This is a genomic window from Arthrobacter dokdonellae (assembly GCF_003268655.1).
Lineage (GTDB): Bacteria > Actinomycetota > Actinomycetes > Actinomycetales > Micrococcaceae > Specibacter > Specibacter dokdonellae.
The window spans coordinates 2,717,577-2,743,156 of the sequence record NZ_CP029642.1 but is presented as its reverse complement, the minus strand read 5'-3'; the positions used below and the strand labels follow the sequence as shown (position 1 = coordinate 2,743,156).

Sequence of the window (25,580 nt, the reverse complement as noted above, 5' to 3'; positions counted from 1 at the left end):
TGGACGGCCGCGTGCGCGACGTTGTCAAGGCGGCAGGCGCGGCCTTGATTGACGCCATCAGGGAGTTGGAGAACGTCAAGAACGCCGCCAGTGCGGCACAGGCGAAGGCCGAGGTCCTGTTCGAGGTGGTCGAACGCACCCGGCAGGTACAGGCGGGGATCAAGGGGAGCAGTCTCGGAAGGGGGACCGTGCTCGCCCTGGCGCTGGCCCGCCGCGAGTCCCAGTGGAAGGCCGCCCGGCGCCTCGCTTCGGCCACCAGGATTGTTCGGGAAATGCCCCGGACCATGGAAGCGTGTTCGAACGGTGTTCTCACGGAACGCAGGGCAGCAATCATTGAGTCCGGCACGGAGTTCCTCACCCCGGAACAGCGGCTGGCCATTGACGAGACCATTGCCGGCGACCCTGACACGCTTGAGTCCCTGGGCGACAAGGAACTGGACGCGGCGGTCAAGCAAATGGCGTATGAGTTTGACCGCGAGGCATTCACCAAGCGCCTCCGGAAGGCCGAAGGCGAACGGCACGTCAGCCTTCAGCCTGTGGCCGACGGCATGGCCGCGCTGAGGGCGCTCCTGCCGCTCAGGCAAGGCGTTGCCGTGCTGAAAACGCTGGCTGCCGTCGCGGACTCCGCCCGCAACGCCGGGGACAAGCGCACCAAGGGGCAGTCGATGGCTGACGTCCTTACCCACAGGCTCCGCCAGCACCTTCCCTGTGGGGAGTCAGAGGCCGCTGGGACTTCGGCCACCACCTCCGGGGGCGGCGTCTGCCTCACGGCAGGGGAGACGGACATCCACCTCCATTTCCAACGGGCAGGGCCTGTGTCAACGCTGCAACCTGGCCAAGGAAGTGCCCGGGTGGAGCAGCCATGCAGCCACGGGGCCTGACGGACGGCCCGTCACCATCACGCGGACGCCGAAGGGGCACAGCTACAGCTCCACCAAGCCGGTGCTTCCGGGCGCCGCACGCCGGGCAAGCCCGTCGCGGCTGACGGGCTCCACGGCTTCCGACCCACCGGACGACGTGCCTTGACGCGGGTACATTGAGACCATGAGCACATTTGCATCCCCGTTGGAAGCTGACGGGAGCGGTTCTGGAACCGCCGGGAATGACGCACGGGATTTCGCCGGGCCTATCCGTGAAACGGTCTCGGCTACACGGGCGGTCTTCACGTCGGGCGTGACCCGGCCCCTTACATGGCGGCTGGCCCAGCTCAAGGCCATGAACCAAATGCTCCTGGACCACCGCAGCGACTTCACCGCTGCGCTCGCCGCCGACCTGGGCAAGAACCCCTCCGAGTCGTGGCTGACGGAGATCGGCTTCCTGACCGCCGAGATCGCCAACACCGCCAAGCACCTGGAACGGTGGCTCGCGCCGCGAAGGGCCGACGTACCGCTGGCCCTCCAGCCAGCCAAGGCGCACACCGTTCTGGAACCCCTGGGCGTCGTGCTGGTCATCGCGCCGTGGAACTACCCGGTCCAGCTTCTCCTGGGTCCCGTCATCGGCGCGCTCGCAGCCGGCAACACCGTGGTGGCCAAGCCCAGCGAGATGGCACCGGCGTGCTCGGCGGCCCTGGCCCGCTGGATCCCCAAATACCTGTCCGGCGCTGTCACGGTGGTGGAGGGCGGTGCGCCGGAGACGACCGCATTGCTGGAACAGCGGTTTGACCACGTCTTCTATACCGGCAACGGGCGCGTCGGCCGCATTGTCATGGCGGCCGCGGCCAAGCACCTGACACCGGTCACCCTGGAATTGGGTGGCAAATCCCCTGTGTACATCGACGACACCGTGGACATGAAGGCGGCTGCGGCACGCATCGCTTGGGGAAAATTCATGAACGCGGGCCAGACCTGCGTCGCACCGGACTACGTCCTGGGAACCGGCGATGCGCTGGCCGGGCTTGCCGCGGAGCTGCCGCGGTCCATCCGTGCCATGTACGGCGAAAATCCAGCGCACAGTCCGTCCTATGGGCGCATGGTCAACGACGCCGCCTTTACCAGGGTGGCCGGGATGTTGGACCGGGACCTGCAGCAGGATGGCATGTCCGCGCTCGTCTGTGGAGGCCACCATGATGCCGCCACGCGGTACATTGAGCCCACGGTGATCCACGTGGAGGTCGGCGCGGCACTCATGGAGGGAGAGATCTTTGGCCCTGTCCTGCCACTGGTGACGGTGGACTCGGCGCAGGAGGCCATGCGCTTTATCAACGCCCGGGACAAACCGCTGTCGATTTACGTCTTCAGCGAGGACCGCGGCGTGCGGTCCGGCTTTTCCGAACAGACGTCGTCGGGTGCCCTGAACTTCGGGGTACCGGCGGCGCACCTGTCAGTTCCTGCCCTGCCGTTTGGCGGGGTGGGGGAGAGCGGCATGGGCAGTTATCACGGGCAGCACTCAGTGCAGGCGTTTTCGCACCGGAAGGCAGTCCTGGACAAGCCGCTGGCACCGGACACCCTCGCCTGGATCTACCCGCCGTTCGGCATCTTGAAGAGGCAGGTCATCGAACGCTTCGTGGCGCCGGCAAGGAAGCGGTTGGGCAACGGCTGATGCACCGGAGACGGCGCGGCTCCACAGCGGGCGGCAGAGGACTTCATTGCGCCGGACGATGAGCCGGCGCAGGTAGGAGCCGAGGAACGGGCCCTGGACCTGGTGGTCAACGTACCGGTTGGGCCTTCGCCTATGTGGCCGGTGACCACCCCGCCGACGCCGCTCATGCTGGTGTGTCCAGCGAGCTGGTGCGCGTCAGTTCGCCCATGATGCCGGAGAGCTTGTCCATGAACACCTCAGTCCGCGCGGTATGCCTGTCGTTGATCAGCAAGGCGAAAATATTGCGGGCCAGACGGATTTCCGGCACGTCCAGCACCACCACGTCGTCCGGCCGCCGGGTCAGTGCCAGTTCGGGCACCAGTGCAGCGCCAAGGCCGACGGAGGCCAGTTGGAGGCTTGCGTTGAAGTCGTCGCTGTACGCGGCAACCCGCGGGTGCAGGTTGCAGCTGGCAAACAGCCGTTCGATCACTGTTGCGTCGCTGGTCCCCGGATGGTGCATGATCCAGGGCATGTCGGACAGCTGCGCCGCCGTCACATGGGCGCCAGGCCGGATGCCCCACACCTTGGGCAGCACCACACGGAAGTTGTCGTCGCCCATCCATTGCCGGTTGAGGGTGTGGGGCCAGGCCAGTCCCGCCTGACCCACCTGATAGACCAGTGCCACGTCCAGCTCCCCGCCGATGCGAAGCCCCGATATGGTCTGCGGCGGCTCACCTACCGAGACATGGAGGCTGATGCCCAGCCCGGGCCAGTCGGCGCTGCGCAGCAGCCGGGGTAGGACGTAGGTTGCCAACGATGGAAAAATGCCCAGCCGGAGTTCCTGGGTGGTGCCGTGCTCCGTCCTGGCACTGGCGGCCAGCAGTGCGTCGATGTCCGTCAACACCTTTGACGCGTGGCGGCTCATTACGAGCGCAGCTTCCGTGGGCGCTATGCTGCGGGCCGTGCGCTGGAAGAGGGTCACGCCGGCGTCGCGCTCAAGGGCGGACATTTGCTGTGAAACGGCCGAAGCCGTGTAGCCGAGCACCGTGGCGGCCGCGGCGAATGAACCGCGCCGCACTACTTCCAGCAGGGTTTTCAGGTGGACCGGGTTGATCACTCCATGCTCCTTCCCGCATCGCGCCCTTGCGTCCCTGCGGCTTCACGCACCGGGCCTGTCCCGACTGGTCCTGCAAGCATATGTCCGCCGGCCATGTCGGGTGGCGCTGCCGGAAGCCGGGGACCGTGACAGTACGGCGTCGGGCGGTGCGGCGCCCGGCCGCCGTCGGCAGGTGGACGCGACACGCCGTCACCGCGCGACACGCCGCCCTGAATTAAGTGGGCAACTACTCCACAGGCTGTGGACAGCGGGCACTTAAACGTTGGATTCCTGCGCTTTTATGCTGCCCCGTCTGTGGACTATCGGTGCATAAAATGACATACTTGTAATACATCATCTTGGGGTCGTTCCGGAGGACGTGCACTACATGTAGTATCGACTACATCAAATCAAGCAGTTCGGAAAGTCATCCGAAACGCTGGCGAGGCCGTCGCAAAAGCTGTCAGGCCCCACCGACAGTGAGCGCGCCGTACGCGGGACGCACTTGCCAATTTCACACCGTTTTTATGACAAGGGGATCTCGATCATGACCGTCACGGTTTACACCAAGCCCGCCTGTGTTCAGTGCAATGCCACGTACCGGGCCTTGGACAAAAAGGGCATCACGTACCAGAGCGTGGACATCACCGAGGATCCCGCAGCGCTGGAACGGCTGCTCAGCCTTGGCTACCAGCAGGCACCCGTCGTGATCACGGACGCCGACCACTGGTCGGGCTTCCGCCCGGACAAGATCGCTGCCATCAGCCAGTCGAGCGTGAACGAAGCGTCAAACGTCGCTTAGGCCCCGGCAGGGATTGAACCTGCCGGGCCACGAACTTCTCGTGCCGCAAGCGCACGAAATAGTGGGGCTGACCGCCCCTGCGTCGGCCCCACAACAGCAGGCAAGTACCGCAGGAAGTGATGACCATGTCAGCCGTTGCAGCAACGCCGGCTTTTGGCTTGGAAACCGGAAGGCGGACAAACAGCCGCCTGATCTATTTCTCGTCGATCTCCGACAACACCCACCGGTTTGTCGAAAAGCTCACCATGGATGCAGCCCGCCTGCCGCTCTACACCCATGCGCAGACAGTGGTGGCGCTTGAGCCGTTTGTCCTGGTCCTGCCAACGTATGGCGGGGATTCCGGACACGGGGCAGTGCCCAAGCAGGTCATCAAGTTCCTCAATGTGCCGGGAAATCGGGAGTTGATCCGCGGCGTCATTGGAGCCGGGAACACAAATTTTGGTGAAACGTATTGTTTGGCCGGGGACATCATCTCGGTCAAATGCAAGGTACCGCATCTGTACCGTTTTGAATTGATGGGCACGTCCGAAGACGTGGACCGCGTTCACGAAGGATTGGAAGAATTTTGGACACGATTGTCTCAGCAGCAGACCCGGCCGTGAAGTCGGCCAAAGACATGCCCGCGGCCTGGGAGGGCCTTGGCTACCATGAGCTGAACGCCATGTTGAACCTGTACAACGCCGACGGCGAAATCCAGTTCGACGCGGACCGCGCCGCTGCCCGGCAGTACTTCCTGCAGCACGTGAACAACAACACCGTTTTCTTCCACGACTTGGAGGAAAAGCTGGACTACCTGGTCAAGAACGAATACTACGAGCGCGAGACGCTTGACCAGTACACGATGAACTTCATCCGCGACCTTTACAACCACGCGTACAAGAAGAAGTTCCGCTTCGAGACGTTCCTGGGCGCGTTCAAGTTCTACACGTCTTACACACTGAAGACATTCGACGGCAACCGCTTCCTGGAACGCTACGAGGACCGCGTGTGCATGGTCGCACTGCACCTTGCCCGCGGCGACGAGCAGCTTGCGCTGAAAATGGTGGACGAGATCATCGAAGGCCGCTTCCAGCCGGCCACGCCCACGTTCCTGAACGCCGGCAAGAAGCAGCGCGGCGAGCTCGTCTCCTGCTTCCTGCTGCGCATCGAGGACAACATGGAGTCCATCGGCCGCTCCATCAACTCCGCCCTGCAGCTCTCCAAGCGCGGCGGCGGCGTGGCGTTTGCGCTGACGAACATCCGTGAGGTCGGCGCGCCGATCAAGCAGATCGAGAACCAGTCCTCCGGCGTCATCCCCGTCATGAAGCTCCTGGAAGACAGCTTCTCCTACGCCAACCAGCTCGGTGCCCGCCAGGGTGCCGGCGCGGTGTACCTGCACGCCCACCACCCTGACATCAACCGCTTCCTGGATACCAAGCGCGAGAACGCCGACGAAAAGGTGCGCATCAAGACCCTCTCCCTCGGTGTGGTGGTCCCGGACATCACCTTCGAGCTGGCCAAGCGCGACGAGGACATGTACCTGTTCTCCCCGTATGACGTCGAAAAGGTCTACGGCATGCCGTTCTCCGACATTTCGGTCACCGAGAAGTACTACGAGATGGTGGACGACGCCCGCATCAAGAAGACCAAGATCAAGGCCCGCGAGTTCTTCCAGACCCTCGCGGAGATCCAGTTCGAGTCCGGCTACCCCTACATCATGTTTGAGGACACCGTCAACCGGGCCAACCCGATCGACGGCAAGATCATCATGAGCAATCTCTGCTCGGAGATCCTTCAGGTCTCGCAGCCGACCAGCTACCACGACGACCTTTCCTATGACGAGACCGGCAAGGACATCTCCTGCAACCTCGGCTCGCTGAACATTGCCAAGACCATGGACTCCCCGGACTTCGGCAGCACCATTGAGACGGCCATCCGCACGCTGACCGCGGTGTCGGACATGTCCAACATCACCTCGGTGCCGTCCATCGCCAAGGGCAACGACCAGTCGCACGCCATCGGCCTGGGCCAGATGAACCTGCACGGTTACCTCGCCCGCGAGCGGGTCCACTACGGCTCCGAAGAGGGCCTGGACTTCACGAACATCTACTTCTACTCCGTGGTCTACCACGCCATCCGGGCGTCGAACCTGATCGCCAAGGAAACCGGTTCCACCTTTGCCGGCTTCGAGAAGTCGACGTACGCCAGCGGCGAGTTCTTCGACAAGTACACGGACGCCGAATGGGCGCCCCAGACCGCCAAGGTCGCTGAACTGTTCGACGGCATCCACATCCCGACCCAGGACGATTGGCGCGAGCTGAAGGCCTCCGTCATGGAGTATGGCATCTATAACCAGAACCTGCAGGCCGTCCCGCCCACGGGCTCCATCAGCTACATCAACAACTCCACCTCATCCATCCACCCGGTGGCGTCGAAGATTGAGATCCGCAAGGAAGGCAAGCTGGGCCGCGTGTACTACCCGGCTCCCTACCTGACGAACGACAACCTCGAGTATTACCAGGACGCGTACGAGATTGGCTTCGAGAAGATCATCGACACCTACGCTGCCGCCACGCAGCACGTGGACCAGGGCCTGTCCCTGACGCTGTTCTTCAAGGACACCGCCACCACGCGCGACATCAACAAGGCCCAGATCTACGCCTGGAAGAAGGGCATCAAGACCATTTACTACATTCGTCTCCGCCAGCTCGCGCTGGAAGGGACGGAGGTGGAGGGATGCGTCAGCTGCATGCTATGACAACTTTAATACGTTGATTGTAGTGGCGCTTCATGGGACCACGGGCATGGGCGGCCACACGATAACTGAAGAGCACGGCGGCGGCGAGTCCCGCCGTCGTGCCTTTGGCTTAAAATTGACTAGGCCCCAGCGGCCCCAGGCTTTTATAAAGAAAGAAGAACCATGACACCGGAAAAGCTGAAGTTGGCGAGCCACGTAACGGCCATCAACTGGAACCGCATTGAGGACGAGAAGGACGTTGAAGTCTGGAACCGCCTGGTCAACAACTTCTGGCTGCCGGAAAAGGTGCCGCTGTCCAACGACATCCAGTCGTGGGCCACGCTGACCCCGGAAGAGCAGCTGCTCACCATGCGGGTGTTCACCGGCCTGACCCTGCTGGACACACTGCAGGGCACGGTGGGCGCCGTCTCGCTGATCCCGGACGCCATCACCCCGCACGAGGAAGCCGTCTACACGAACATCGCGTTCATGGAGTCGGTACACGCCAAGAGCTACTCCTCGATCTTCTCCACGCTGTGCTCCACGAAGGAAATCGACGAGGCCTTCCGCTGGTCGGTGGAAAACGTGAACCTGCAGAAGAAGGCGCAGATCATCGAGTCGTACTACTACGGCGACGATCCCCTCAAGCGCAAGATCGCGTCGACCCTGCTGGAATCGTTCCTGTTCTACTCCGGCTTCTACCTGCCCATGTACTGGTCCTCACGGGCCAAGCTGACAAACACGGCAGACCTGATCCGCCTCATCATCCGCGACGAGGCCGTGCACGGCTACTACATCGGCTACAAGTACCAGAAGGGCCTGGAGGGCCTCTCCGAAGAGCGCAAGGCGGAGCTGAAGGACTACACCTTCGAGCTCATGTACGAGCTGTACGAGAACGAGGTCCAATACACGCATGACCTCTACGACTCCGTGGGCCTGGCCGAGGACGTGAAGAAGTTCCTGCACTACAACGCCAATAAGGCCCTGATGAACCTGGGCTACGAGGCCATGTTCCCCTCGACTGTCACGGACGTGAACCCGGCCATCCTCTCCGCCCTGTCCCCGAACGCGGATGAGAACCATGACTTCTTCTCCGGTTCCGGTTCCTCGTACGTCATCGGCAAGGCTGTGAACACCGAAGACGACGACTGGGACTTCTAGCCCTTGTCTAAACCTGAGTCGGCGCATCCCGACAGTGCAGCCGCGGCAGCCCGGTTCGTCCGGGATGCCGCGGCCGTTGTGCGCCCAGGCCACATTGCCGGGCCCCGGGACCCCGGCGACGCCTGGGTGGACGGCGACGCCGGCAAGTTCTGGGGGAAGTTCGGCTCGGCCGGGCTTCTGGTGTTCGACGCCGGACGCGGAGTCCTGCTGCAACACCGGGCGGTCTGGTCCCACCACGGCGGCACGTGGGGGCTGCCCGGCGGCGCCCTCCACGAGGGCGAAAGTGCGGTGCACGGCGCGCTGCGCGAGGCCTGGGAGGAAGCCGGAGTGCCCAGGGAAAAGGTTGAGCTGCTGTTCACCTCCGTGTACGACGTCGGCTACTGGCGCTACACCACGGTTGCCGTGCAGGCGGTCACCCCCTTTGCGGCCACCATCAGCGACCCGGAAAGCCCGGCGCTGGACTGGGTGCCGCTGGACAGCGTCGAGAGGCTGCCTCTGCATCCCGGCTTTGCTGCGGCATGGCCCGGGCTCCGGCGTCGCCTGCACTAGCCCGTCCTTGGATCTCGACAAGCCCGACCACCGGACTTACCCCAGGCCCAGCAGCTCCACGGTCCGCTGGCGCATGTCCATCTTGCGCACCTTGCCCGTGACCGTCATGGGGAATTCATCCACCACCAGCACATAGCGCGGCACCTTGTGACGGGACAGATGCCCTTCGCAGAAGGCTGCCACGCTGGCCGCGTCCAGCGGCGCCGCGCCCGGTTTCATCAGCAGCCAGGCGCACAGCTCCTCGCCGTACTTGGGGTCCGGGACGCCGATGACCTGCACGTCGGCGATGTCCGGGTGCGTGTACAGGAACTCCTCGATCTCACGCGGGTACAGGTTCTCCCCGCCGCGGATCACCATGTCCTTGATCCGCCCGACGATGTTGACATAGCCGTCGTCGTACATGACGGCGAGGTCGCCGGTGTGCATCCAGCGTGCGGAATCGATGGTGGCTGTTGTCTTGTCGGGGTCGTTCCAGTAGCCGAGCATCACCGAGTAGCCGCGCGTGCAGAACTCGCCGGTTTCCCCGCGCGGGACCGTCAGCCCGGTGGCCGGGTCGATGATCTTCACCTCGAGGTGGGGGTGCACCCGGCCCACGGTCTCGGTGCGGTGGGCCACGTCGTCGTCGGGCTGGGTTTGCATCGACACCGGAGAGGTCTCCGTCATGCCGTAGGCGATGGACACCTGCGCCATGTGCATCTCCGTCATGCAGCGCTTCATGACCTCCACGGGGCACGGGGAGCCGGCCATGATGCCGGTGCGCAGGCTGGAGAGGTCGTAGGAGGCGAAATCGGGCAGGTTCTGCTCGGCGATGAACATGGTCGGCACGCCGTACAGCGTGGTGCAGCGCTCGTCCTGCACGGCCTGCAGGGTGGCGGCCGCGTCAAAGGACGGTGCCGGGATGACGATTGCCGCCCCGTGCGAGGTGGCGCCCAGGTTGCACATGACCATCCCGAAGCAGTGGTAGAACGGCACGGGCACGCACAGCCTGTCCGCCTCCGTGAAGCTGATGGACTCCGTGACGAAATAGCCGTTGTTGAGGATGTTGTGGTGGCTGAGCGTGGCGCCCTTCGGCGAGCCCGTGGTCCCGGAGGTGTATTGGATGTTGATGGGGTCGTCGGTGCTCAACGTGGCCATCGCACGTGCGAGCGCGTCCGCCGGCACTGCGTTCCCGCCCGCCACGAGCGCGTCCCAGGAAGGGGTGCCGATGTAGACGGTCTCGGTCAGGTCAGGGCACTCGGCGCGGATTGCCTCGATCATGCCCGCGTAGTCCGAGCCGCGGAATTTGGGCAGGGCCACGATCATCCGCATCCCGGACTGCCGCACGGCGTATTTGAGCTCATGCAGGCGGTAGGACGGGTTGACGTTGACCAGGATTGCGCCAATCTTTGCGGTGGCGTACTGGATGAGGACCCATTCGGGAACGTTGGGGGCCCAGATGCCCACGCGGTCGCCCTTGGCTACGCCGGCGGCGAGGAGCCCGCGGGCCAAGGCATCGATGTCGTGGTCCAGCTGGGCGTAGCTCCAGCGGCGGCCGGACGGAACGTCAACGAGGGCCTCCCGGTGTGGAAAACGCGCGGCGGTATCGGCGAAGTTCGCGCCGATGGTGTCACCGAGCAGCGGGATGGTGGAGGTTCCGGAGGTGTAGGAGAGGCGGGCTTGATTGGTCATGGTTCGATGCTAATGCCCGGAAACGGTTAACGTGCGCTAACTCACATGCGAAGTGTGCGCAGCGGGAAGGCCGCGGAGCCGTTCTGGCAGGAAGCCACGCCCCACCAGCCTGGCCATGACCGGGCGGGCGGCCCTGGACCCGAGGGTGGCCAGCCGGGCCTGCCACCAGGGCATGGAATCAAGGTTGGCCGCCGACGCGCCGGAGACGATCTTATGGACCTGCTGCTGAAGCGGCTGCATCAGCCGCACCGGCCATTCCCGCCGGTGCTGGATCCGACGCACGGCTTCGTCGGTGGGGAGGCCGGCGAGCAGAGGGGGCGCCAGCAGCCGGGCGGCCGCCACGGCATCCTGCACGGCATAGTTGACCCCGACACCAAAGACCGGGCTCATTGCATGGGCGGCGTCGCCGATGCACAGCAGTCCCGGCACCGACCACTGCTTCAGGCGGTCCAGTTGCACGGACAGCAATTTGACCTCCTCCCAGTCCAGCAGCGATTCCACTGCCTGGCCCAGGAACGGGGCGCTGGTGCGAATTCGCTGCCGAAACGCGGGCAGCCCGTCTGACCGGATCTGCGCGAAACCGCCCTTGGGGATCAGCATGCCCATCTGGTAATAGCCGGTGCGCGGGATGGTGATCAGCATGGTGCCTTGGCGCAGGTAGCCAAGCGTGTCCGGCGGCGGAGACGGGGGAGTGGGCAGCCGGAACCACAGCACGTCAATGGGAACACCCAGCGTCTCCGGTCGCAACCCGGCGGCGTCGCGGAGCTGGGAGGCGCGGCCGTCCGCCGCGACCGTCAGGGGCGCGGTGATCCGCAGGGCGCCCCCTGGCGCCTGCGCCAGCACGCCGGAGACGGCGGGGCTCGAAGCGGCCGGGCTCGTAGGGGCCGGGCTCGTAGGGGCCGGGCTCGTAGCGGCTGGCCCGTCGTGGAGCAGACCGGTGGCCTCGGTCTCCATGAGCAGGTGGAAGTTGTCCAGCTTCCTGGCCTCCTGCGCCAGGAGGTCCAGAAAATCCCACTGCGGCATCAGGGCAATCCGCTTGTTGGGGCCGCCCAACGTGCCGAAGTCGACGGGCGTCAGGCGCGTTCCGCCCACCACAACGTCAAGCGTGGTGATGCTGTTTTGGGGAATTCGCAGGAACTTCGCGCGCAGGCCCAGCTGGTCGATCAAGTCCAGGGTGGAGGGGTGGATCGTGTCTCCCCGGAAGTCCCTGAAGAAGTCCGCGTGCTTCTCCAGGACGGTGACATCAACCCCTTCGCGGGCCAGTAGGAGCCCCAGCATCATGCCCGCAGGCCCGCCGCCGGCAATGCAGCAGGTGGTCTCCATTGCGGTTTCACCAGGTACAGCTTCAGTCATGGGGCGCCTCCGGTGCCGAGCCTTGGCTTGCCCCTCCGATGCTACGCCCCGGCGTGGGAGTGCGGCAGTGTCCACGGCGGCGGTGTCCAAGGTGGCGGTGTCCAAGGTGGCTGTCTCCGAGCCGGCGGTGTCCGATCGACCGGCTTCCAGTCGGGCGTCCGGTGGCGGGCGTGCAGTCCAAAAGTAACGCGTGCAGTCCAAGGGGAAGTCGCCAATAGTCCCTGCACAGCAGCGGGCAGGTGGCGGAGGATCCACAATCGGTTCTGCGGGCCGGCTGCCCTTCCAGCCAAACGGGAAGACTTGAATCCTGAAGGCACGAAGGAAGGAGCGGGACGTGTGCGACATGTGCGACGGAATGACATGGGAGCAGGTTCGTGAGCGGAACAGGAAACGGATAGCCCGGTACGGGTTCACCACCGTCCTGGTTGAAGGCTCTCCTGGCTCGCCTCCGTTCGGCTACACCATGGGACTCACGAAGTCGGGGCACCCGGAACTGCTGGTCACCGGCCTGGCCGACGGGGCGGCGCAGACAATACTGGGCCTCTTTGCGACGATGGTGCTCTCGGGGCGGCAGTCGTTTGTCGCCGGCGGGTCGTGGCTGGGGGATGAATGCGCGGTGTACTTGCTGGAGGTTCTCCATCCGGAAGACGTCTTGATCTGGGCACATGAGATGTACGGGCGCCGCTTGTCGGCCATCCAGCTGGTCTGGACCGACGACGAGGGCCGGTTTCCATGGGCGCCCAATGCCAACCCGGAGCTCGAGCAGCCCTTGCATGGAATCCTGCCGCCATCCTGGGGCACAGGCTGAACGACCGGGCTGAAACGCGGGCCGTGGAAGGCCGGGCCCAAGAACCGGCCATTAGCGGAACCCGACGGGCGTTCGCTACGATGAAGGGAGCCAATTAGTGCAAGTTTAAGTTGCGGAATTTCTTACGGGGGCAGTACACGAATGATGGACAGCATCGGCTCCCTGCCGTTCCTGTGGGCCTACCTGGCGCTGTTTGTCGTCGTCATGCTGCGCTCCAACGCCACCTATTGGGCGGGCCGGGGCATTGCTGCAGGAGGCCGGAAGACGAGACTGCAGCGCTATCTCGACTCCGCTTCGGCGACGAGGGCGGAGAAGGCCGTTGCCAGGTGGGGCGCCGCTGCCGTGAGCGTGAGCTTCTTGACCATTGGTGTCCAAACCGCCGTCAACCTGGCCGCGGGACTGGGCCGGATGCCATTGCGCCGCTACATCCCCGCCACCGTGGTGGGGGCGTTGGCATGGGCGGCCATCTACGCCACCGTTGGCCTGGCGGCCTTCGACGCCGCTGTGGCCGCTGCCGCCGGATCGCCCGTGGCCCTGGTGCTTCTGCTGATCCTTGCCGGCGCCGCTGCCCTGGGCGCCCACTTGTTCCGAGTGTCCCGCCGTCGCACGTTGGACCGTGCGGCCCTGGACGACTGCCCCGTCATGAACCCGGAGCTCGACGCCGGCCCGTCAATGCCAGGTCCCTGACGGGCGGTAAAGTCGTACCCATGCAGGAAACCACCACGGCCATCCAAGCGGAGGCGTACTACCGCCATTTGGGCGGCGACCTTTACGAGTCCACCCGCCACGCCCAGGGGGCGTGGAACGACCACGAACAGCACATGGCGCCAGTGACGGGTCTGATGGTCCGGGCGCTGGAGCGGTTCCAGCCGCGCGAGGGCATGCGGCTGACCCGGTTCAACTTCGACATCTTTGGCCTGATTCCGGCCGGCGCTTTCAGCATCGAAACGACGGTGCTGCGCCCGGGGCGGACCATTGAGCTGCTGCAGGCGGCGTTGATCGCCGGCGGCCGGATCGCCGTGCGCGTGACCGCGTGGCGCATGCTGACGGTTGACACGGGCGCAGTGGCGGCCGTCGAGGACGAACCTTTCCCGTCCTTGGAAGAGTCCGAGACGTGGCACGGCCTGAACGTCTGGCCCGGCGGGTTCATCGCCTCGCTCGAAGGACGTACGGTCGACGGGCACCGGCCCGGCCGCGGCCGCGCCTGGCTGCGCACGCCCCACGGGATGGTTGACGGCGAACCGACCTCGGCGCTGGTGCGGCTCCTGGGACTGGTCGACAGTGCCAACGGCATTGCCGCGCGCGTGCCACCCGGGGCGGGCAGCTACATGTTCCCCAACGTAGACCTGTCGGTGCACGTCTATCGTGAGCCGGAAGGGGAATGGCTGGGGCTCGACACGAAGGTCACCTTTGCCGGCGACGGCATCGGCCTGACATCTTCGGTGCTGCACGACGTCAAGGGGTCGTTCGGGCACTCCGAACAGATCCTGACGGTGCGTCCCATCCCGCACGCCAGGTGAGCCGCTTTCTCGCGCCCCGGCTGGCGGTGCACCGGCAGCCGGCATCGCTGGGCGCCGAAGCCGACCTGAACCGCGGACTGGACCTGCTCGGGGAGGTCAAGGCCGGGCGACTGCCCGCCATGCTGCGTTTTTACCGCCCGGAACCCACCGTTGCCTTTGGGCAGCGGGACACCCGGCTGCCTGGGTTTGGGGCGGCCCGGGAGGCTTCGCTGGCGCGCGGCTTTGTCCCCGCCGTCCGGCGCGCCGGGGGACGGGCCGCGGCCTACCACCGGGGAAGCCTCATCGTGGACCACATCCAGCCGCAGGAGGATGCCATTGCCGATGCCAAGGCCCGCTTTGGCTTCTTCGGGGACTTGTTCGCCGGTGCATTGGCGGGCCTGGGCGTGGACGCCGGCGTCGGGGAGATCCCGGGGGAGTACTGCCCGGGGGAATTCAGTGTGTTTGGCCGGGGGCCGGCCGGGTCGCTCAAGCTGGTGGGCACGGCCCAGCGGGTTGTGGCGGGGGCGTGGCTGTTCAGCTCGGTGATAGTCGTCGAAAACTCGGCGCCCATCCGGGACGTGCTGGTGGACACCTACGCGGCTCTCGGCCTGGACTGGGACCCCGGCACGGCTGGCGCCGCCGAAGACCTGGTCCCCGGCGCGACGGTCGACGCAGTGGAAGCCGCAGTCCTTTCAGCCTACGGCTCCCACGCGGAACTTTCTTGATGCTGCCCAGGCGCCGGCGCCTACTTGATCCCCGGCGCCTCCGCGCCGATCGTCGTCGAATCGCCGTGGCCGGTGTTGACCACCGTCTCCGGCGGCAGCACCAGCAGTCGGTCGGTTATTGATTTCACGATGGTGGGATGGTCGCTGTAGGACCGTCCCGTCGCGCCGGGCCCGCCGTTGAACAGGGTGTCGCCCGTGAAGACGGTGCCCAGCTGTTGGGCGTAAAAGCAGGTGGAGCCGGGGGAATGGCCGGGGGTGTGGATGGCCCCCAGCCGGACTCCCGCCACCTCGAACACCTGGCCGTCGGCGATGGGTCCGTCCGGCGCGGTGCCCGGGTAGACGTCCTCCCAGAGCATCTGGTCTGACGGGTTCATCAGCACCGGCGCCGCCGCCAGCCGCGCGAATTCGAGGGCGTGGCGGATGTGGTCGTCGTGCCCGTGGGTCAGCAGCACCGCCTTCACGGTTCTGCCGCCCACCGCGGCCAGGACGGCCTGCGGGTCGTGGGCGGGGTCGACCACCAGGACCTCGGCGTCGTCGCCCACCAGCCAGACGTTGTTGTCCACGTCCCAGGTGCCGCCGTCGAGCGAGAACGTGCCGGAGGTGACCAGGCGCTCAATCCGTGCCGCCACTACAGCACCACCACCGATCGGAGCACGGAACCGTCACCCATCTTCGTGAACGCGGCCTCAATGTCGTTGATGCCGATGCGTTCGGTGACAAACGCGTCGAGGTCCAGCCTGCCCTGCTTGTACAGGTCGATGAGCATGGGGAAGTCCCGCGAGGGCAGGCAGTCGCCGTACCAGGACGATTTCAGGGACCCGCCGCGGCCAAACACGTCCAGCAGCGGCAGCTCCAGCACCATCTCCGGCGTGGGCACGCCCACGAGCACGACGGTGCCGGCCAGGTCGCGGGCGTAGAACGCCTGCTTGTAGGTTTCCGGGCGTCCGACGGCGTCAATCACCACATCCGCGCCGAAGCCTCCGGTGAGCGCCTGAATGGCGGTGACGGCGTCCTCGTCGGTGGAGTTCACCGTGTGCGTGGCGCCCAGTGCCTTCGCGGCCTCCAGCTTCCGGGGGTCGCGGTCCACGGCGATGACCGTCGTGGCGCCGGCCAGGGCCGCGCCGGCGATGGCTGCCGAACCCACGCCGCCGCAGCCAATGACGGCCACGGAGTCCCCGCGCTTCACGCCGCCGGTGTTGATGGCCGCGCCCAGCCCGGCCATGACGCCGCAACCAAGCAGCCCGGCGGCGGCGGGGTCGACGTCGTCGTCCACCTTCGTGCACTGGCCGGCAGCCACGAGGGTCTTTTCAATGAACGCCCCGATGCCCAGGGCCGGAGACAGGACGGTGCCGTCCTCCAGGGTCATCTTTTGGGTGGCGTTGGCGGTGTTGAAGCAGTATTGGGGCTGGCCCTTGGCGCAGGCCCGGCAGGTGCCGCACACCGCCCGCCAGTTCAGGATGACGCGGTCGCCGGGGACCACGTTGGTGACGCCGGGCCCCACGGCACTGACCACGCCGGTGGCCTCGTGGCCCAGCAGGAACGGGAATTCGTCGCTGATGCCGCCCTGCTTGTAGTGCAGATCCGTGTGGCACACGCCGCTGGTGAGGATGTCCACCAGGGCCTCGCCGGGGCCGGGATCCGGGACCAGTATTGTCTGGAGGGTGACGGGGGCATCCTTGGAAAGCACCACGGCGCCTTGAACCTTGTGAACCAATTGCTTGCTCCTTGTTGAGTGAACGTGCCATGGCTTGTCTATCACGGGAGCAGTTAAAAGCCCATCGCCGCCGCGGCCCCATCAAAGAAGGGGTGGCGGCGGCGACGGGGAAAACCGTGCGGACACGGTGTTGCGGCGGCTAAACAGCCAGCTTTTCCATGACGTCATTGAGCGACGGATTGGTGGCTGCGGAGCCGTCCGGGTAGATGACGGTGGGAACAGTCTGGTTGCCGTTGTTAAGCTTTTCGACGAGTTCGGCGGTCCCCGGCGTCTCCTCGATGTTGATTTCCGTGTAGCCGATCCCCTTGGCGTCAAGCTGCTTCTTGAGCCGCTTGCAATAGCCGCACCAAACGGTGGAGAACATGGTGATGGTGCCCGATTCCGGGGTGTACTGCACGGGTGGCTCCTTGCGTTGGGGGACGGGCAGACGCGCAGGGCGCCGCACCGGGGTTCACTTCTGTAACGTTACCGCCGGTCCGGCCTATTCCCGCGCTCATGGCCGCACCGTGGCACCATGGAGTCATGTGCGGACGATACGTGATGGCCCGGGCCGTTGGCGACCTGGTGGCCGAACTCGAAGCCGAAGCCGACGCCAACCTTGAACTGCGGGCGTCGTGGAACGTGGCACCCACCGCGGATGTGCCCATTGTGCTGGAGCGCCTGGTGGACCGCACACCCCGCCGGCAGGTCCACGTGGCCACATGGGGGCTGGTGCCCCGCTGGGCGAAGGACCCCTCGGTGGGCGTGCGTTCGTTCAACGCCCGCAGCGAGACGGTCCTGGAGAAGCCGACCTTCCGTTCGGCCGTCAAGTCCCGGCGCTGCGCGGTCCCGGTGGAGGGATATTACGAATGGAAGAAACATCCAGACGGCGCAAAGCAGCCCTACTTTGTGCACAATGCTGACGGAACGTTGACGACCCTGGCCGGCCTTTACGAGTGGTGGAAGGACCCGGCCAAGTCCGACGGCGACGGGGACAAGTGGCTGCTGTCCTGCAGCATCCTCACCATGGCCTCCCCGCCCGACGGCGGCCTGGCCGCCCTCCACGACCGGCTGCCCGTGCCGCTGGGCCGGGACGGACTGGCCGAATGGCTCAACCCCGCGGCAACGGACCCGGCCGCCGTGTTGTGCGCGGTCCTGTCCGACGCCTACCGGGTTGCCGCGGGATGGCGGCTTGACCCGGTGCGTGCGGACGTGGGAAACGTCCGCAACGATTCATCGGAGCTCACCGTGCCCGTCGGATAGCCGAGACAACATGCCCGCTCAGGAAAGGGTGAAGAAGCAGGCGGCAAGCGCCGCCGCGAACAGTGCCTCGAGCGTGCCAAGCACGCGTGAGGGCCGTTCGGACGGCTTTCCCGGGGTGGCGAACGCGCTTAAAAGCCAGCCCGCGGAGGCCAGCAGCAGGACTATCCACACGATCACGTGCTGAATCAGGCTGCCCAGCTGCTGGCTGGCGGGGCGGGGTCCCAGCGCGTTGGCCAGGGAGACGGCTGCCCACGCCGCCACGGCCGTCAGGACCAGGTGGTAGAGCGCTGACGCCCTGCCCGAACCGCCAGCAGAGACGCGGGCGGGGACGCGGCCGGAACCGGTGGGACGGTCCGGGAAGCCGCCTGGCACGGCGGCGCGGTACACAAACCACAGGGCAATGACGCCCAGCGGGGCCAGCAAGGCAGCTCCGGCACCGTGCCACCCAAAGACCTGCCACCCGAAGACGACGGATGACGGAACGAACACCGCCGCCCACATGGCCAGGGCGTCCAGCCGGCTGGCCGCCCCCCGGGCAGCGGGCCTTTCAACCGGTCCGTCAGCAAATCCATCCTCCGGCCTTTCAACGAGTCCTCCACCAGGTTTTGCAGCCAGCCGTTCCACCGCCCCGCCTGCCGCGTGGGGCCGCGAAACGGCCCGGACTACGGCCAGGACCAGGGCGCCCAGCAGCAGCGCCGCCAGCAGCACCTTGATCACCATGGCCGCCCCGCTACTTCACACACGTGACTGAACCGCCCTGCAGGGCGCCGGTCCAATCGGAATAGGTCGTCGTGGCGGGCGTTTTGGCCGGCGCCTTGGTGGCGGATGCCGGGGAGGGGCCTGCGGAAGACCCGCTCCCCGGCGCACTTCCCGTGCCGGAAGCACCGGAAGAAGCCGTACCGGAAGCAGCGGGCGCCCCCGCCGCCGGGGGTGCCGTGGCAGGCTTCTTGGCCGGGGCCTTGGGCGCCAGCAGTTCCTTGACGGCCGCCTGGACCTGGGCCACGTCCACGGTGTTGATCGACTCGCCGGCAGGGGACGTGCCAAATCCGGTGATGGGCAACGTGGTGAAGGAAATGTTGCCGGAGGTGATGGATCCGGCCTGCTGGGCCATGTCCAGCAGGTTCAGCCCGGAGTCCACCACAATGTTGCTGCTGACGGCGGTGAGCACCTGCTGCATTTTGGGGATGTCCGTAAATGTTCCCGCCTGCTTGAGCTGGTGGATGACGGAAACGATGAAAGCCTGCTGTCGACGTTCCCGGTCCAAATCGCTGAAGCTGTAGCTGGGGTTGGTGGTGTCCCTGCGCTGGCGGACGAAGGCCATGGCCTGCTTGGCGTTGATTTTCTGCACGCCCTTGACGAAGTTGGCGCCCGAGTAGGTGTCCTGCGTGGCCTGGTTGACGCAGACGGTGATGGGCGCCACGGCCTGGGCCACCTCGTAGAAACCGGCCATGGTGACCTCGACAAAATGGTCGATGTGGACGCTGCCGAGGAACTTCGAGACGGTGGCGATCTCTGCCTTGCGTCCGGCCTCCCGGGCCTGCTGGTAGGTCGCCTGGTCGTTCGGCTTGCCGGCGGCGAGCAAAGCCGTCTGCTTGGCCGCGAGACCGTAGCCGTAGGCTTCCTTGATCTTGGCGTCGAGGGGCTGGCCGGGAATGCCCGCAAGCTGGACGTAGTCGTCCCGGGGAATGGACATGGCCGTGGCCTTGGACCCGTCGGCCGGGATGTGGACCAGCATGAGCACGTTGGCGTTGTAGCCGCCGGTCGATTGGTTCCCGGCATCAAGGGCGCTGTACACGGCGGCGGAGAGCGGCTGGCCCTTCTCGTCGACGCGCGAATCCAGCCCCATGACCAAAATATTGGTGTCCTTGGTCAGTTTCGGCACCGACTGCGCCCCGTTGAGCGCATCGGAGCGCATGACGTTGTTGTTGGCCTGAACCACGGTGGCCACCACCAGGCCAACGGCCACCAGGACGGCGGCCACCACCACCGCCAGCAACGCGAAGGTTGTGCGGCGCCGGCGCACCCTCCGCCGGTCGCGGAGAATCAACTGGTCATACAGGCTCATGGGTTTGCTCCTTGCTGCGCGCCCCAAGCCGGGCGGATCGTTGGCCCGCCGCTGCGCCGGGCACCTGCCTCCCATCGTCACACGGCACCGCGCCGGTACCGGCGGAAACGGCGCAATTTACCGGGAAGTCCCAGATGATTCCCAGCCGGCCGGCATGCCCAGGGCACGCAGGCCGGCTCGCTCAAACGGTGACGTTGCCGGCGTCGTCCACGGCCCAGGTGGGGTTGAAGGCCACTTCCCAGCGGAAGCCGTCGGGATCGGCAAAGTAGCCGCTGTACCCGCCCCAGGCCTGCTGCCTGGGCGGATGGACGACGTCGGCCCCGGCCTCCCGCGCCTGGCGCACCACGGCGTCGACCTCTCCGGGGCTGCCCACGTTGTGACTCAGGGTGAGCGGAGAGGTGCCGGCCTGGAGTTTGTCCTCGGAAACGCCCAGCTCCGCGGCCATTTGTGCACGGCTCCACAGCGAAAGGACCAGACCGTGGTTGACCTGGAGGAAGATGACCTCGGCAGGCACCTCCAGCCGCGGTGTCCATCCCAGCCCGTCAACATAAAAACTGCGGGAGCGCGCAACATCGCGGACCCCCAGGGTGATGAAGTTCAGCTGTTGCTGCACCGTTCCGGCGGCCTGGTCCTCGTCCTAATCTTCGTCGTCGTCCGGGGTCCACCGGCGGAAGTCGAGGGAGAGGTAGAGGGCCAGGGCCGCGGAGTTGCTTTCCTCAACGCGCAGCGCCACTTCTTCCTTGCCCTCGTTGAACAGCGTGTCCATGGTGGCCAGGACCAGGTCCTCGGCCAGGCCCTGCCGGCGGTGGCTGCGGTCGGTGATGAGTTCAATGATGAACGGGGTCTCCGGTGTCTCCGGTCCAAGGGCCCGTTCCACCACGAGCACGGCGGCCACGATCTTGTCGTTTTCGTCCAAGGCCACGTGGGAGGCCTTGGGCAGGAACTGCCCGTACTTGCCGGCCAGGGAGGCGCGCATGCTGTCCACGGCGACCTGCAGCGTTTCACCGGCGATGCCAGGGTCGTAGGCGGTGAAGTAGAGCTCGCCCAGACGGGGAAGATCGGATTCTTCCACTGTCCGCGACGTGGTTTTGAGTTCACGTTCAAGCGGCGTTGTCCTGGCGATGAGGGTGACCATGTCTGTCATGGGGCGCTCCTTAAATCGTTGAGGCGCCAGCAGCTCGAACTGCGTCGAAGGCCTGATGCATCCTGACGCCGGTGCCGTGGCAGGGTAATTGCTTAACGTCCGACCGGCCGGGTAAATGCCCGTTCGGCGTGGAATTCTTCCCAATGGGCGGCTTTCTTGCCGCGTGAAGTGAGCGTACACTAATTTCATTAGAATATATTTTCTAGTGAACAATGAGCGCCGTGTACATATTGCATGGCGCGTGGTGCGGCAGGCGGAGGTGGCGGACACGCATGGGCACATTCAGCGACAGCATAGGGGTGAAGGAGAGCACCGGTGGACAGCCGCTGCATCTGTCATGGCGCGGCAGCCGCTACACGCTCGCAGCCGAACCCGTCCGGTGGTACCGCCGGCGCAACTGGTGGGACGAGGAAACCCGCGCCGCGCCAGGGGCGGGAGTGGGCCTGGTGGACAGGGAAATCTGGCGGGTCCAGGTGCGCCGCGACGAGGCTTCCGGCGATGCCCCCCTGTTGACCCTCGACCTGGTGAGGTACCTGCCCGCAGGCCGGTGGCGGGTCATTAAAGTTCATGACGCGTTAAGCGAATCGGTGGAAGAGCTGGACCCTGGTGCCTAAGTTCGTGCATTTGCATGTGGCCAGCGCCTACAGCGCCCACTACGGCGTTTCGTGGCCCGAGGACCTGGTGGAGGCTGCGGCGGCCGACGGCGCCGACGCCCTGGCCAGCACCGACCGGGATGGGCTCTACGGTGCCATCAAGCACGTCAAGGCCTGCATGGCAGCCGGGATCGACCCCATCCTCGGCGTGGACCTGGCCATCCTGGAACCCGGAGATTCGGCGGGAAGGGGAGAATCGGCGGGAAGGACTGTACAGGCGGACGGGCGGGCAGGCGCCCCAGGCCGGACCGCAGCTGCAGGCGCCGGCGCCTCAGGCCGGACGTCGGCCCCTGCCGGAGTCCGGGTTCCCCTCGTCGAAGCTGGACGGGTCGCCATCCTGGCCCACGGGGGCCAGGCACTGCGTCCCGGAGCGGGCTACGCGGCCTTGTGCCGGCTGATCTCCACTGCCCATGCCCGCCCCCAGGGCCCCGTGGGCGTCACCCTGGCGGAACTGGCCGCCGGGGTGCTGGACCCGGAAACCGGCGGTGTGGCACTGACTGTCCTGGTGGGCCCCTTCTCCGACGTGGCCCGGGCCATGGGCGGGCGGCGGTACCTGGCTCCCCGCACCAGATTTTCAGCCTGGACGCACGCGCTGCCCGCCGGAGCACTGGCCGTTGAGGTCGTCAGCCACTTCAGCGAACCCGGCAGCCCCCTGAGCACCCCCCTCGCGGTGCGCATGCTCAAGCTGGCCGAGGAATTTGGCGTCCCGGCGGTGCTGGGCAACGCCGTGCGGTACTGCTCGGAGGACGACGCCCCCACCGCGGATGTGCTGGACGCCGCCCGCGCCATCACACCCCTGGGACAACTGCCCGGACTCCAGCCCACCGGGCAGGGCTGGTTGAAAAGCGGCGCGGACATGCACCGGGCGGGACGGGAAATTGTTGGCCAGGGCGGCTACGGCGCAACGGAATTGGCACAGCTGTGGGCCAACACGCACCGGTTGGCGGACAAATGCCGGCTGGATCCGGCGTCGGACCTGGGCTGGAAGAAGCCGGTCACCCCCGAGGCGGGCGTGCTCGGCCTGGGACAGTCCCCGGCCGCGGAACTGCGGCAGCGGGCCGAGGCCGGGCTGAACCTCCGTTTCCCCGGCATTAACGGGGACAAGCTGATGACCGTCCGGGACCGGCTCACCGTGGAGTTGGACACCATCAACGGGCTGGGCTTTGCCTCCTACTTCCTGACCGTGGCCGAGGTCTCCGAGATGATCCGTGGCATGGGGGTGCGCCGGGCCGCCCGCGGTTCGGGCGCGTCGTCGCTGGTGAACTACGTGCTGGGCATCAGCGCGGTGGACCCCATTGCCAACGACCTTCTCTTTGAACGCTTCCTTTCGCGCGACCGCTCCACCCTGCCGGACATTGACCTGGATGTGGAAAGCGCCGAACGGCACAATGTCTACCGTCGCATCTTTGACCGATTCGGTTCCCAGCGCGTGACGCTGATGAGCATGCAAAACGGCTACCGGGCGCGCGGCGCAGTCCGCGATGCCGGCCTGGCGCTGGGGATGGACCCGGAGGACGTGGACGGCATTGCCAAGCAGTTGTGGCGCTTTTCGGCGGGCTCCTTCCGGGAAGCCCTGGTGGAAAAACCGGAGCTGCGGGACTTTGCCGCCCGGGTGGAACAGGCCCACCAGGCCGGTGCGGGCACGCAGCTGGACCTGCTGGTGGACCTGACCGAGCGGCTGGACAGGCTGCCCCGGCACATATCGATGCACCCGTGTGGGGTGATCCTGGGCGATGCGACCCTGCTGGACCGCACTCCCGTGCAACCCAGCGGCCTGGGCCTGCCCATGAGCCAGTTCGACAAACACGACATGGACCCGATGGGCATGCTCAAGCTGGATGTGCTGGGCGTGCGCATGCAAAGCGCCATGGCCTATGCGGTGCGGGAAGTGGTCCGGCTGCATCCGTCCAAGGCGGAGGTGGTGGCGGCCGGGCGGCACCCGGTGGATGGCGGCGGGAAGGGTCCGGCCTATGTGGGGGAGGACGGCACCATCGACCTTGACGCCGTCCCGCTCGACGACGAACCCACCTTTGAGCTGATCCGCAGCACCCACACGCTGGGGTGCTTCCAGATTGAATCCCCGGGCCAGCGCGAGCTGGTGGGCAAGATGGCCCCGCGCGAATTCAACGACCTCATCATTGACATTTCCCTTTTCCGTCCCGGGCCCATGAAATCGAACATGGTCAAGCCCTACCTGGAAAACCGGCACGGCTTTGCCCCGGAACACTATGCGCACCCGGACCTCAAGCCGGCCTTGAGCGAAACCCACGGGGTGACGGTGTTTCATGAGCAGGTGCTGCGCACCTTCCACATCATGACGGGCTGTACCCTCTCGCAGGCCGACGAACACCGCCGCCGGCTGGGCAGGCCGGAGCAGGAACCGGCGGTGGAGGCCTTCTTCCGCACCAGTGCCCGGGCCAGAGGTTATGGCCCGGAAACCATTGACGAGGTGTGGGAGACCCTGAAGGCCTTTGGCAGCTTTGGCTTTTGCAAGGCCCACGGCGCCGCCTTTGCCGTGCCCACCTACCAGTCGGCCTGGCTGAAGGCACACCACCCGGCCGAGTTTCTGGCCGGGCTGTGGGAACACGATCCCGGCATGTATCCGCGCCGCCTGCTCGTGGCGGAGGCCCGCCGCCTGGGAATCCCCATTCTGCCCCTGGACGTCAATGCCAGCACCGGCTCCTACCGGGCCGAGCGCGTCCCGGCCACAGCAGTCGGGGGACCGGCCCGTGGGGACGTGACGGGAAGGGCGGAAGTGACCGGAATCCGGCTGAGCCTGGCGGACGTGTACGGCCTCTCCGGCACGGAGCTCAAGCGGATCGTGGCCGGGCAGCCCTACGACTCCCTGGCGGATCTGCGCAGCCGGGCCCGGGTATCCCGGCCCATCCTCAAAAGGCTGGCCCAGCTGGGCGCCCTGGACTCCCTGCAGCGCAGCGCCCAGCAGGCCACCGGCAACACGGCCAACAGGGCGGACCTGGTGGCGCATGTGAACAGCCTGCCGGCGTCGAAGTCGGGGCGGCGCGGCGACGCCATGGAGGGGCAGCTGCACCTGCCGCTCGGGGAACTCGAGCTGGGCACCCTGCCGGCCAGGCTGCCGGCACCCACCCCGGCGGAGACGGTGCGCACCGAACTGGACCTGTTGGCGCTGGATGCCAGCGCCCACCTGATGGACAGCTATGCGCCGCTGCTTGGGGCATTGGGGGTGACGACGTCGGACAAGCTGCTGGGGCTGCGCAACAACACCGAGGTGCTGGTGGCCGGGGTGCGCGTCGCCACCCAGACCCCGCCCATGCGTGGCGGCAGGCGTGTGGTGTTCATCAGCATCGACGACGGCGCCGGCTGCGTGGACGCCACGTTCTTCCATGAGGCGCAGGAACGTTCCGGGCCCCTGCTCTTTGGCACGCGGATGCTGCTGATCCGGGGGCTGACCCGGCGCACCGGCCCGCGCGGCATCAGCCTGCAGGCGCTGGAGGCGTGGGACCTGGGCCAGCCTGACACCTTGCCGGGGCCCGGATACCTGCGGGACCCGGCGAGGCCGCAGGACTCCCGGCCGGCCGGGTCCGGACGCGGGAGCTCCGGGCAGTCCGGCGCGGTGGCTCCCGGGGAGCGCAGGCCGGCGTCGCCGACCGTCGCCGAACTGGCCCGTCGCATGGAAGCCGAAGGACTGGACCACCGGACCGGCTGAGTCGCGCTGACCCCGCGCGGGATGGAGGTGCCGGCCCTCAGGGCCGGCGGAGGACCAACGCCGTCATCGCCCGCCGGGAATCCCTGCACGGGGACCCCGTTCCGCCCGCACCATAAGAGGCTGTTGTGTTGGTTGGAGCTGCGCGGAACCGATACGATCAAGGTGGCCCACCGCAACCCCCGT

24 protein-coding genes are annotated in these 25,580 nt (G+C 66.4%); 14 read left to right on the top strand and 10 right to left on the bottom strand.

The window, feature by feature from the left end; translation table 11 throughout:
* The first annotated feature begins 11 nt into the window (after nucleotides 1-11).
* A complete protein-coding gene (locus tag DMB86_RS12215; protein ID WP_171814465.1) occupies nucleotides 12-881 on the top strand; it encodes a DUF222 domain-containing protein in 870 nt (289 codons plus the stop codon).
* Nucleotides 882-1,044: 163 nt separating this feature from the next.
* Nucleotides 1,045-2,538, top strand: a complete 1,494-nt coding sequence (locus DMB86_RS12210) for an aldehyde dehydrogenase family protein (protein ID WP_113718052.1) — start codon at nucleotides 1,045-1,047, stop codon at nucleotides 2,536-2,538.
* Nucleotides 2,539-2,701: 163 nt separating this feature from the next.
* Here the strand turns inward: DMB86_RS12210 and DMB86_RS12205 are convergent, their stop codons facing one another.
* A complete protein-coding gene (locus DMB86_RS12205; protein ID WP_113718051.1) occupies nucleotides 2,702-3,634 on the bottom strand; it encodes a LysR family transcriptional regulator in 933 nt (310 codons plus the stop codon).
* A gap of 526 nt (nucleotides 3,635-4,160) precedes the next feature.
* On the opposite strand from DMB86_RS12205, the gene nrdH reads away from it, so the two are divergent.
* The 5 genes from nrdH to DMB86_RS12180 all read left to right on the top strand — a co-directional run bounded on the left by nrdH (nucleotide 4,161) and on the right by DMB86_RS12180 (nucleotide 8,841).
* Entirely contained in the window at nucleotides 4,161-4,415 is a 255-nt protein-coding gene (gene nrdH, locus DMB86_RS12200; protein ID WP_113718050.1) for a glutaredoxin-like protein NrdH, read from the top strand.
* Between the two features lie 125 nt (nucleotides 4,416-4,540).
* Nucleotides 4,541-5,017, top strand: a complete 477-nt coding sequence (nrdI, locus tag DMB86_RS12195) for a class Ib ribonucleoside-diphosphate reductase assembly flavoprotein NrdI (RefSeq protein ID WP_113719540.1) — start codon at nucleotides 4,541-4,543, stop codon at nucleotides 5,015-5,017.
* 14 nt (nucleotides 5,018-5,031) lie between these two features.
* Nucleotides 5,032-7,152, top strand: a complete 2,121-nt coding sequence (nrdE, locus tag DMB86_RS12190) for a class 1b ribonucleoside-diphosphate reductase subunit alpha (protein ID WP_113719539.1) — start codon at nucleotides 5,032-5,034, stop codon at nucleotides 7,150-7,152.
* 162 nt (nucleotides 7,153-7,314) lie between these two features.
* Complete coding sequence (gene nrdF / locus DMB86_RS12185) at nucleotides 7,315-8,292, top strand: class 1b ribonucleoside-diphosphate reductase subunit beta (RefSeq protein WP_113718049.1); 978 nt, start codon at nucleotides 7,315-7,317, stop codon at nucleotides 8,290-8,292.
* A gap of 78 nt (nucleotides 8,293-8,370) precedes the next feature.
* Nucleotides 8,371-8,841 carry an NUDIX domain-containing protein gene (locus DMB86_RS12180; protein ID WP_171814604.1) on the top strand — a complete coding sequence of 157 codons (471 nt, stop codon included), beginning with the start codon at nucleotides 8,371-8,373 and terminating at the stop codon, nucleotides 8,839-8,841.
* A gap of 36 nt (nucleotides 8,842-8,877) precedes the next feature.
* Here DMB86_RS12180 and DMB86_RS12175 read toward each other — a convergent pair whose 3' ends face one another.
* Together DMB86_RS12175 and DMB86_RS12170 are read right to left on the bottom strand one after the other, a co-directional pair.
* The gene (locus tag DMB86_RS12175; RefSeq protein WP_113718048.1) at nucleotides 8,878-10,509 is read right to left on the bottom strand and encodes an AMP-binding protein; all 1,632 of its coding nucleotides are present in this window, start codon (nucleotides 10,507-10,509) and stop codon (nucleotides 8,878-8,880) included.
* A 36-nt stretch (nucleotides 10,510-10,545) separates the two neighbouring features.
* Nucleotides 10,546-11,862 carry an FAD-dependent oxidoreductase gene (locus tag DMB86_RS12170; RefSeq protein WP_113718047.1) on the bottom strand — a complete coding sequence of 439 codons (1,317 nt, stop codon included), beginning with the start codon at nucleotides 11,860-11,862 and terminating at the stop codon, nucleotides 10,546-10,548.
* 355 nt (nucleotides 11,863-12,217) lie between these two features.
* On the opposite strand from DMB86_RS12170, the gene DMB86_RS12165 reads away from it, so the two are divergent.
* From DMB86_RS12165 to DMB86_RS12150, 4 genes are all read left to right on the top strand, one after another.
* Nucleotides 12,218-12,670: a DUF4262 domain-containing protein gene (locus DMB86_RS12165; RefSeq protein WP_171814464.1), complete on the top strand. Its 453-nt coding sequence runs from the start codon at nucleotides 12,218-12,220 to the stop codon at nucleotides 12,668-12,670.
* 141 nt (nucleotides 12,671-12,811) lie between these two features.
* The gene (locus tag DMB86_RS12160) at nucleotides 12,812-13,357 is read left to right on the top strand and encodes a DedA family protein (RefSeq protein ID WP_227878343.1); all 546 of its coding nucleotides are present in this window, start codon (nucleotides 12,812-12,814) and stop codon (nucleotides 13,355-13,357) included.
* Between the two features lie 20 nt (nucleotides 13,358-13,377).
* A complete protein-coding gene (locus DMB86_RS12155; protein ID WP_113718045.1) occupies nucleotides 13,378-14,190 on the top strand; it encodes a thioesterase family protein in 813 nt (270 codons plus the stop codon).
* Nucleotides 14,187-14,894 carry a lipoate--protein ligase family protein gene (locus DMB86_RS12150; RefSeq protein ID WP_113718044.1) on the top strand — a complete coding sequence of 236 codons (708 nt, stop codon included), beginning with the start codon at nucleotides 14,187-14,189 and terminating at the stop codon, nucleotides 14,892-14,894. The genes DMB86_RS12155 and DMB86_RS12150 overlap by 4 nt, the downstream gene beginning before the upstream one ends.
* A 20-nt stretch (nucleotides 14,895-14,914) precedes the next feature.
* Here the strand turns inward: DMB86_RS12150 and DMB86_RS12145 are convergent, their stop codons facing one another.
* The 3 genes from DMB86_RS12145 to DMB86_RS12135 all read right to left on the bottom strand — a co-directional run bounded on the left by DMB86_RS12145 (nucleotide 14,915) and on the right by DMB86_RS12135 (nucleotide 17,005).
* The gene (locus DMB86_RS12145; protein WP_113718043.1) at nucleotides 14,915-15,523 is read right to left on the bottom strand and encodes an MBL fold metallo-hydrolase; all 609 of its coding nucleotides are present in this window, start codon (nucleotides 15,521-15,523) and stop codon (nucleotides 14,915-14,917) included.
* Entirely contained in the window at nucleotides 15,523-16,608 is a 1,086-nt protein-coding gene (locus DMB86_RS12140) for an S-(hydroxymethyl)mycothiol dehydrogenase (RefSeq protein WP_113718042.1), read from the bottom strand. Before DMB86_RS12140 ends, DMB86_RS12145 begins: the two co-directional genes overlap by 1 nt.
* 139 nt (nucleotides 16,609-16,747) lie before the next feature.
* Nucleotides 16,748-17,005 (bottom strand): mycoredoxin, encoded by a 258-nt coding sequence (locus tag DMB86_RS12135; protein ID WP_113718041.1) that lies wholly within the window; start codon nucleotides 17,003-17,005, stop codon nucleotides 16,748-16,750.
* A 143-nt stretch (nucleotides 17,006-17,148) separates the two neighbouring features.
* Here DMB86_RS12135 and DMB86_RS12130 point away from each other — a divergent pair, with 143 nt between their 5' ends.
* Nucleotides 17,149-17,850, top strand: coding sequence for an SOS response-associated peptidase (locus tag DMB86_RS12130; RefSeq protein WP_236783332.1), 702 nt, complete (start codon nucleotides 17,149-17,151; stop codon nucleotides 17,848-17,850).
* Nucleotides 17,851-17,868: 18 nt separating this feature from the next.
* Here the strand turns inward: DMB86_RS12130 and DMB86_RS12125 are convergent, their stop codons facing one another.
* The 4 genes from DMB86_RS12125 to DMB86_RS12110 form a co-directional block, all read right to left on the bottom strand.
* Nucleotides 17,869-18,570 carry a hypothetical protein gene (locus tag DMB86_RS12125; protein WP_113718039.1) on the bottom strand — a complete coding sequence of 234 codons (702 nt, stop codon included), beginning with the start codon at nucleotides 18,568-18,570 and terminating at the stop codon, nucleotides 17,869-17,871.
* A 10-nt stretch (nucleotides 18,571-18,580) separates the two neighbouring features.
* Nucleotides 18,581-19,915 carry an LCP family protein gene (locus tag DMB86_RS12120; RefSeq protein WP_113718038.1) on the bottom strand — a complete coding sequence of 445 codons (1,335 nt, stop codon included), beginning with the start codon at nucleotides 19,913-19,915 and terminating at the stop codon, nucleotides 18,581-18,583.
* Between the two features lie 181 nt (nucleotides 19,916-20,096).
* The gene (locus DMB86_RS12115) at nucleotides 20,097-20,528 is read right to left on the bottom strand and encodes a VOC family protein (RefSeq protein ID WP_113718037.1); all 432 of its coding nucleotides are present in this window, start codon (nucleotides 20,526-20,528) and stop codon (nucleotides 20,097-20,099) included.
* Between the two features lie 24 nt (nucleotides 20,529-20,552).
* Complete coding sequence (locus DMB86_RS12110; RefSeq protein WP_113718036.1) at nucleotides 20,553-21,059, bottom strand: GNAT family N-acetyltransferase; 507 nt, start codon at nucleotides 21,057-21,059, stop codon at nucleotides 20,553-20,555.
* A 272-nt stretch (nucleotides 21,060-21,331) separates the two neighbouring features.
* Between DMB86_RS12110 and DMB86_RS12105 the strand changes: the two genes are divergently transcribed.
* Together DMB86_RS12105 and DMB86_RS12100 are read left to right on the top strand one after the other, a co-directional pair.
* On the top strand, nucleotides 21,332-21,673 hold the full coding sequence (locus DMB86_RS12105; RefSeq protein WP_113718035.1) for a DUF6504 family protein: 342 nt from the start codon (nucleotides 21,332-21,334) through the stop codon (nucleotides 21,671-21,673).
* The gene (locus tag DMB86_RS12100; protein ID WP_113718034.1) at nucleotides 21,666-25,397 is read left to right on the top strand and encodes a DNA polymerase III subunit alpha; all 3,732 of its coding nucleotides are present in this window, start codon (nucleotides 21,666-21,668) and stop codon (nucleotides 25,395-25,397) included. The genes DMB86_RS12105 and DMB86_RS12100 overlap by 8 nt, the downstream gene beginning before the upstream one ends.
* Nucleotides 25,398-25,580 lie beyond the last annotated feature (183 nt).

Bases quoted from the DNA above. Each gene is read 5' to 3' on its own strand.
- nrdF (WP_113718049.1), top strand. From the start codon at position 7,315: ATGACACCGGAAAAGCTGAAGTTGGCGAGCCACGTAACGGCCATCAAC.
- DMB86_RS12175 (WP_113718048.1), bottom strand. From the start codon at position 10,509: ATGACCAATCAAGCCCGCCTCTCCTACACCTCCGGAACCTCCACCATC.
- DMB86_RS12155 (WP_113718045.1), top strand. From the start codon at position 13,378: ATGCAGGAAACCACCACGGCCATCCAAGCGGAGGCGTACTACCGCCAT.
- nrdE (WP_113719539.1), top strand. From the start codon at position 5,032: ATGCCCGCGGCCTGGGAGGGCCTTGGCTACCATGAGCTGAACGCCATG.
- DMB86_RS12165 (WP_171814464.1), top strand. From the start codon at position 12,218: ATGACATGGGAGCAGGTTCGTGAGCGGAACAGGAAACGGATAGCCCGG.
- DMB86_RS12125 (WP_113718039.1), bottom strand. From the start codon at position 18,570: ATGGTGATCAAGGTGCTGCTGGCGGCGCTGCTGCTGGGCGCCCTGGTC.
- nrdH (WP_113718050.1), top strand. From the start codon at position 4,161: ATGACCGTCACGGTTTACACCAAGCCCGCCTGTGTTCAGTGCAATGCC.
- DMB86_RS12130 (WP_236783332.1), top strand. From the start codon at position 17,149: ATGGCCCGGGCCGTTGGCGACCTGGTGGCCGAACTCGAAGCCGAAGCC.
- nrdI (WP_113719540.1), top strand. From the start codon at position 4,541: ATGTCAGCCGTTGCAGCAACGCCGGCTTTTGGCTTGGAAACCGGAAGG.
- DMB86_RS12120 (WP_113718038.1), bottom strand. From the start codon at position 19,915: ATGAGCCTGTATGACCAGTTGATTCTCCGCGACCGGCGGAGGGTGCGC.
- DMB86_RS12160 (WP_227878343.1), top strand. From the start codon at position 12,812: ATGATGGACAGCATCGGCTCCCTGCCGTTCCTGTGGGCCTACCTGGCG.
- DMB86_RS12170 (WP_113718047.1), bottom strand. From the start codon at position 11,862: ATGACTGAAGCTGTACCTGGTGAAACCGCAATGGAGACCACCTGCTGC.
- DMB86_RS12210 (WP_113718052.1), top strand. From the start codon at position 1,045: ATGAGCACATTTGCATCCCCGTTGGAAGCTGACGGGAGCGGTTCTGGA.
- DMB86_RS12110 (WP_113718036.1), bottom strand. From the start codon at position 21,059: ATGACAGACATGGTCACCCTCATCGCCAGGACAACGCCGCTTGAACGT.
- DMB86_RS12105 (WP_113718035.1), top strand. From the start codon at position 21,332: ATGGGCACATTCAGCGACAGCATAGGGGTGAAGGAGAGCACCGGTGGA.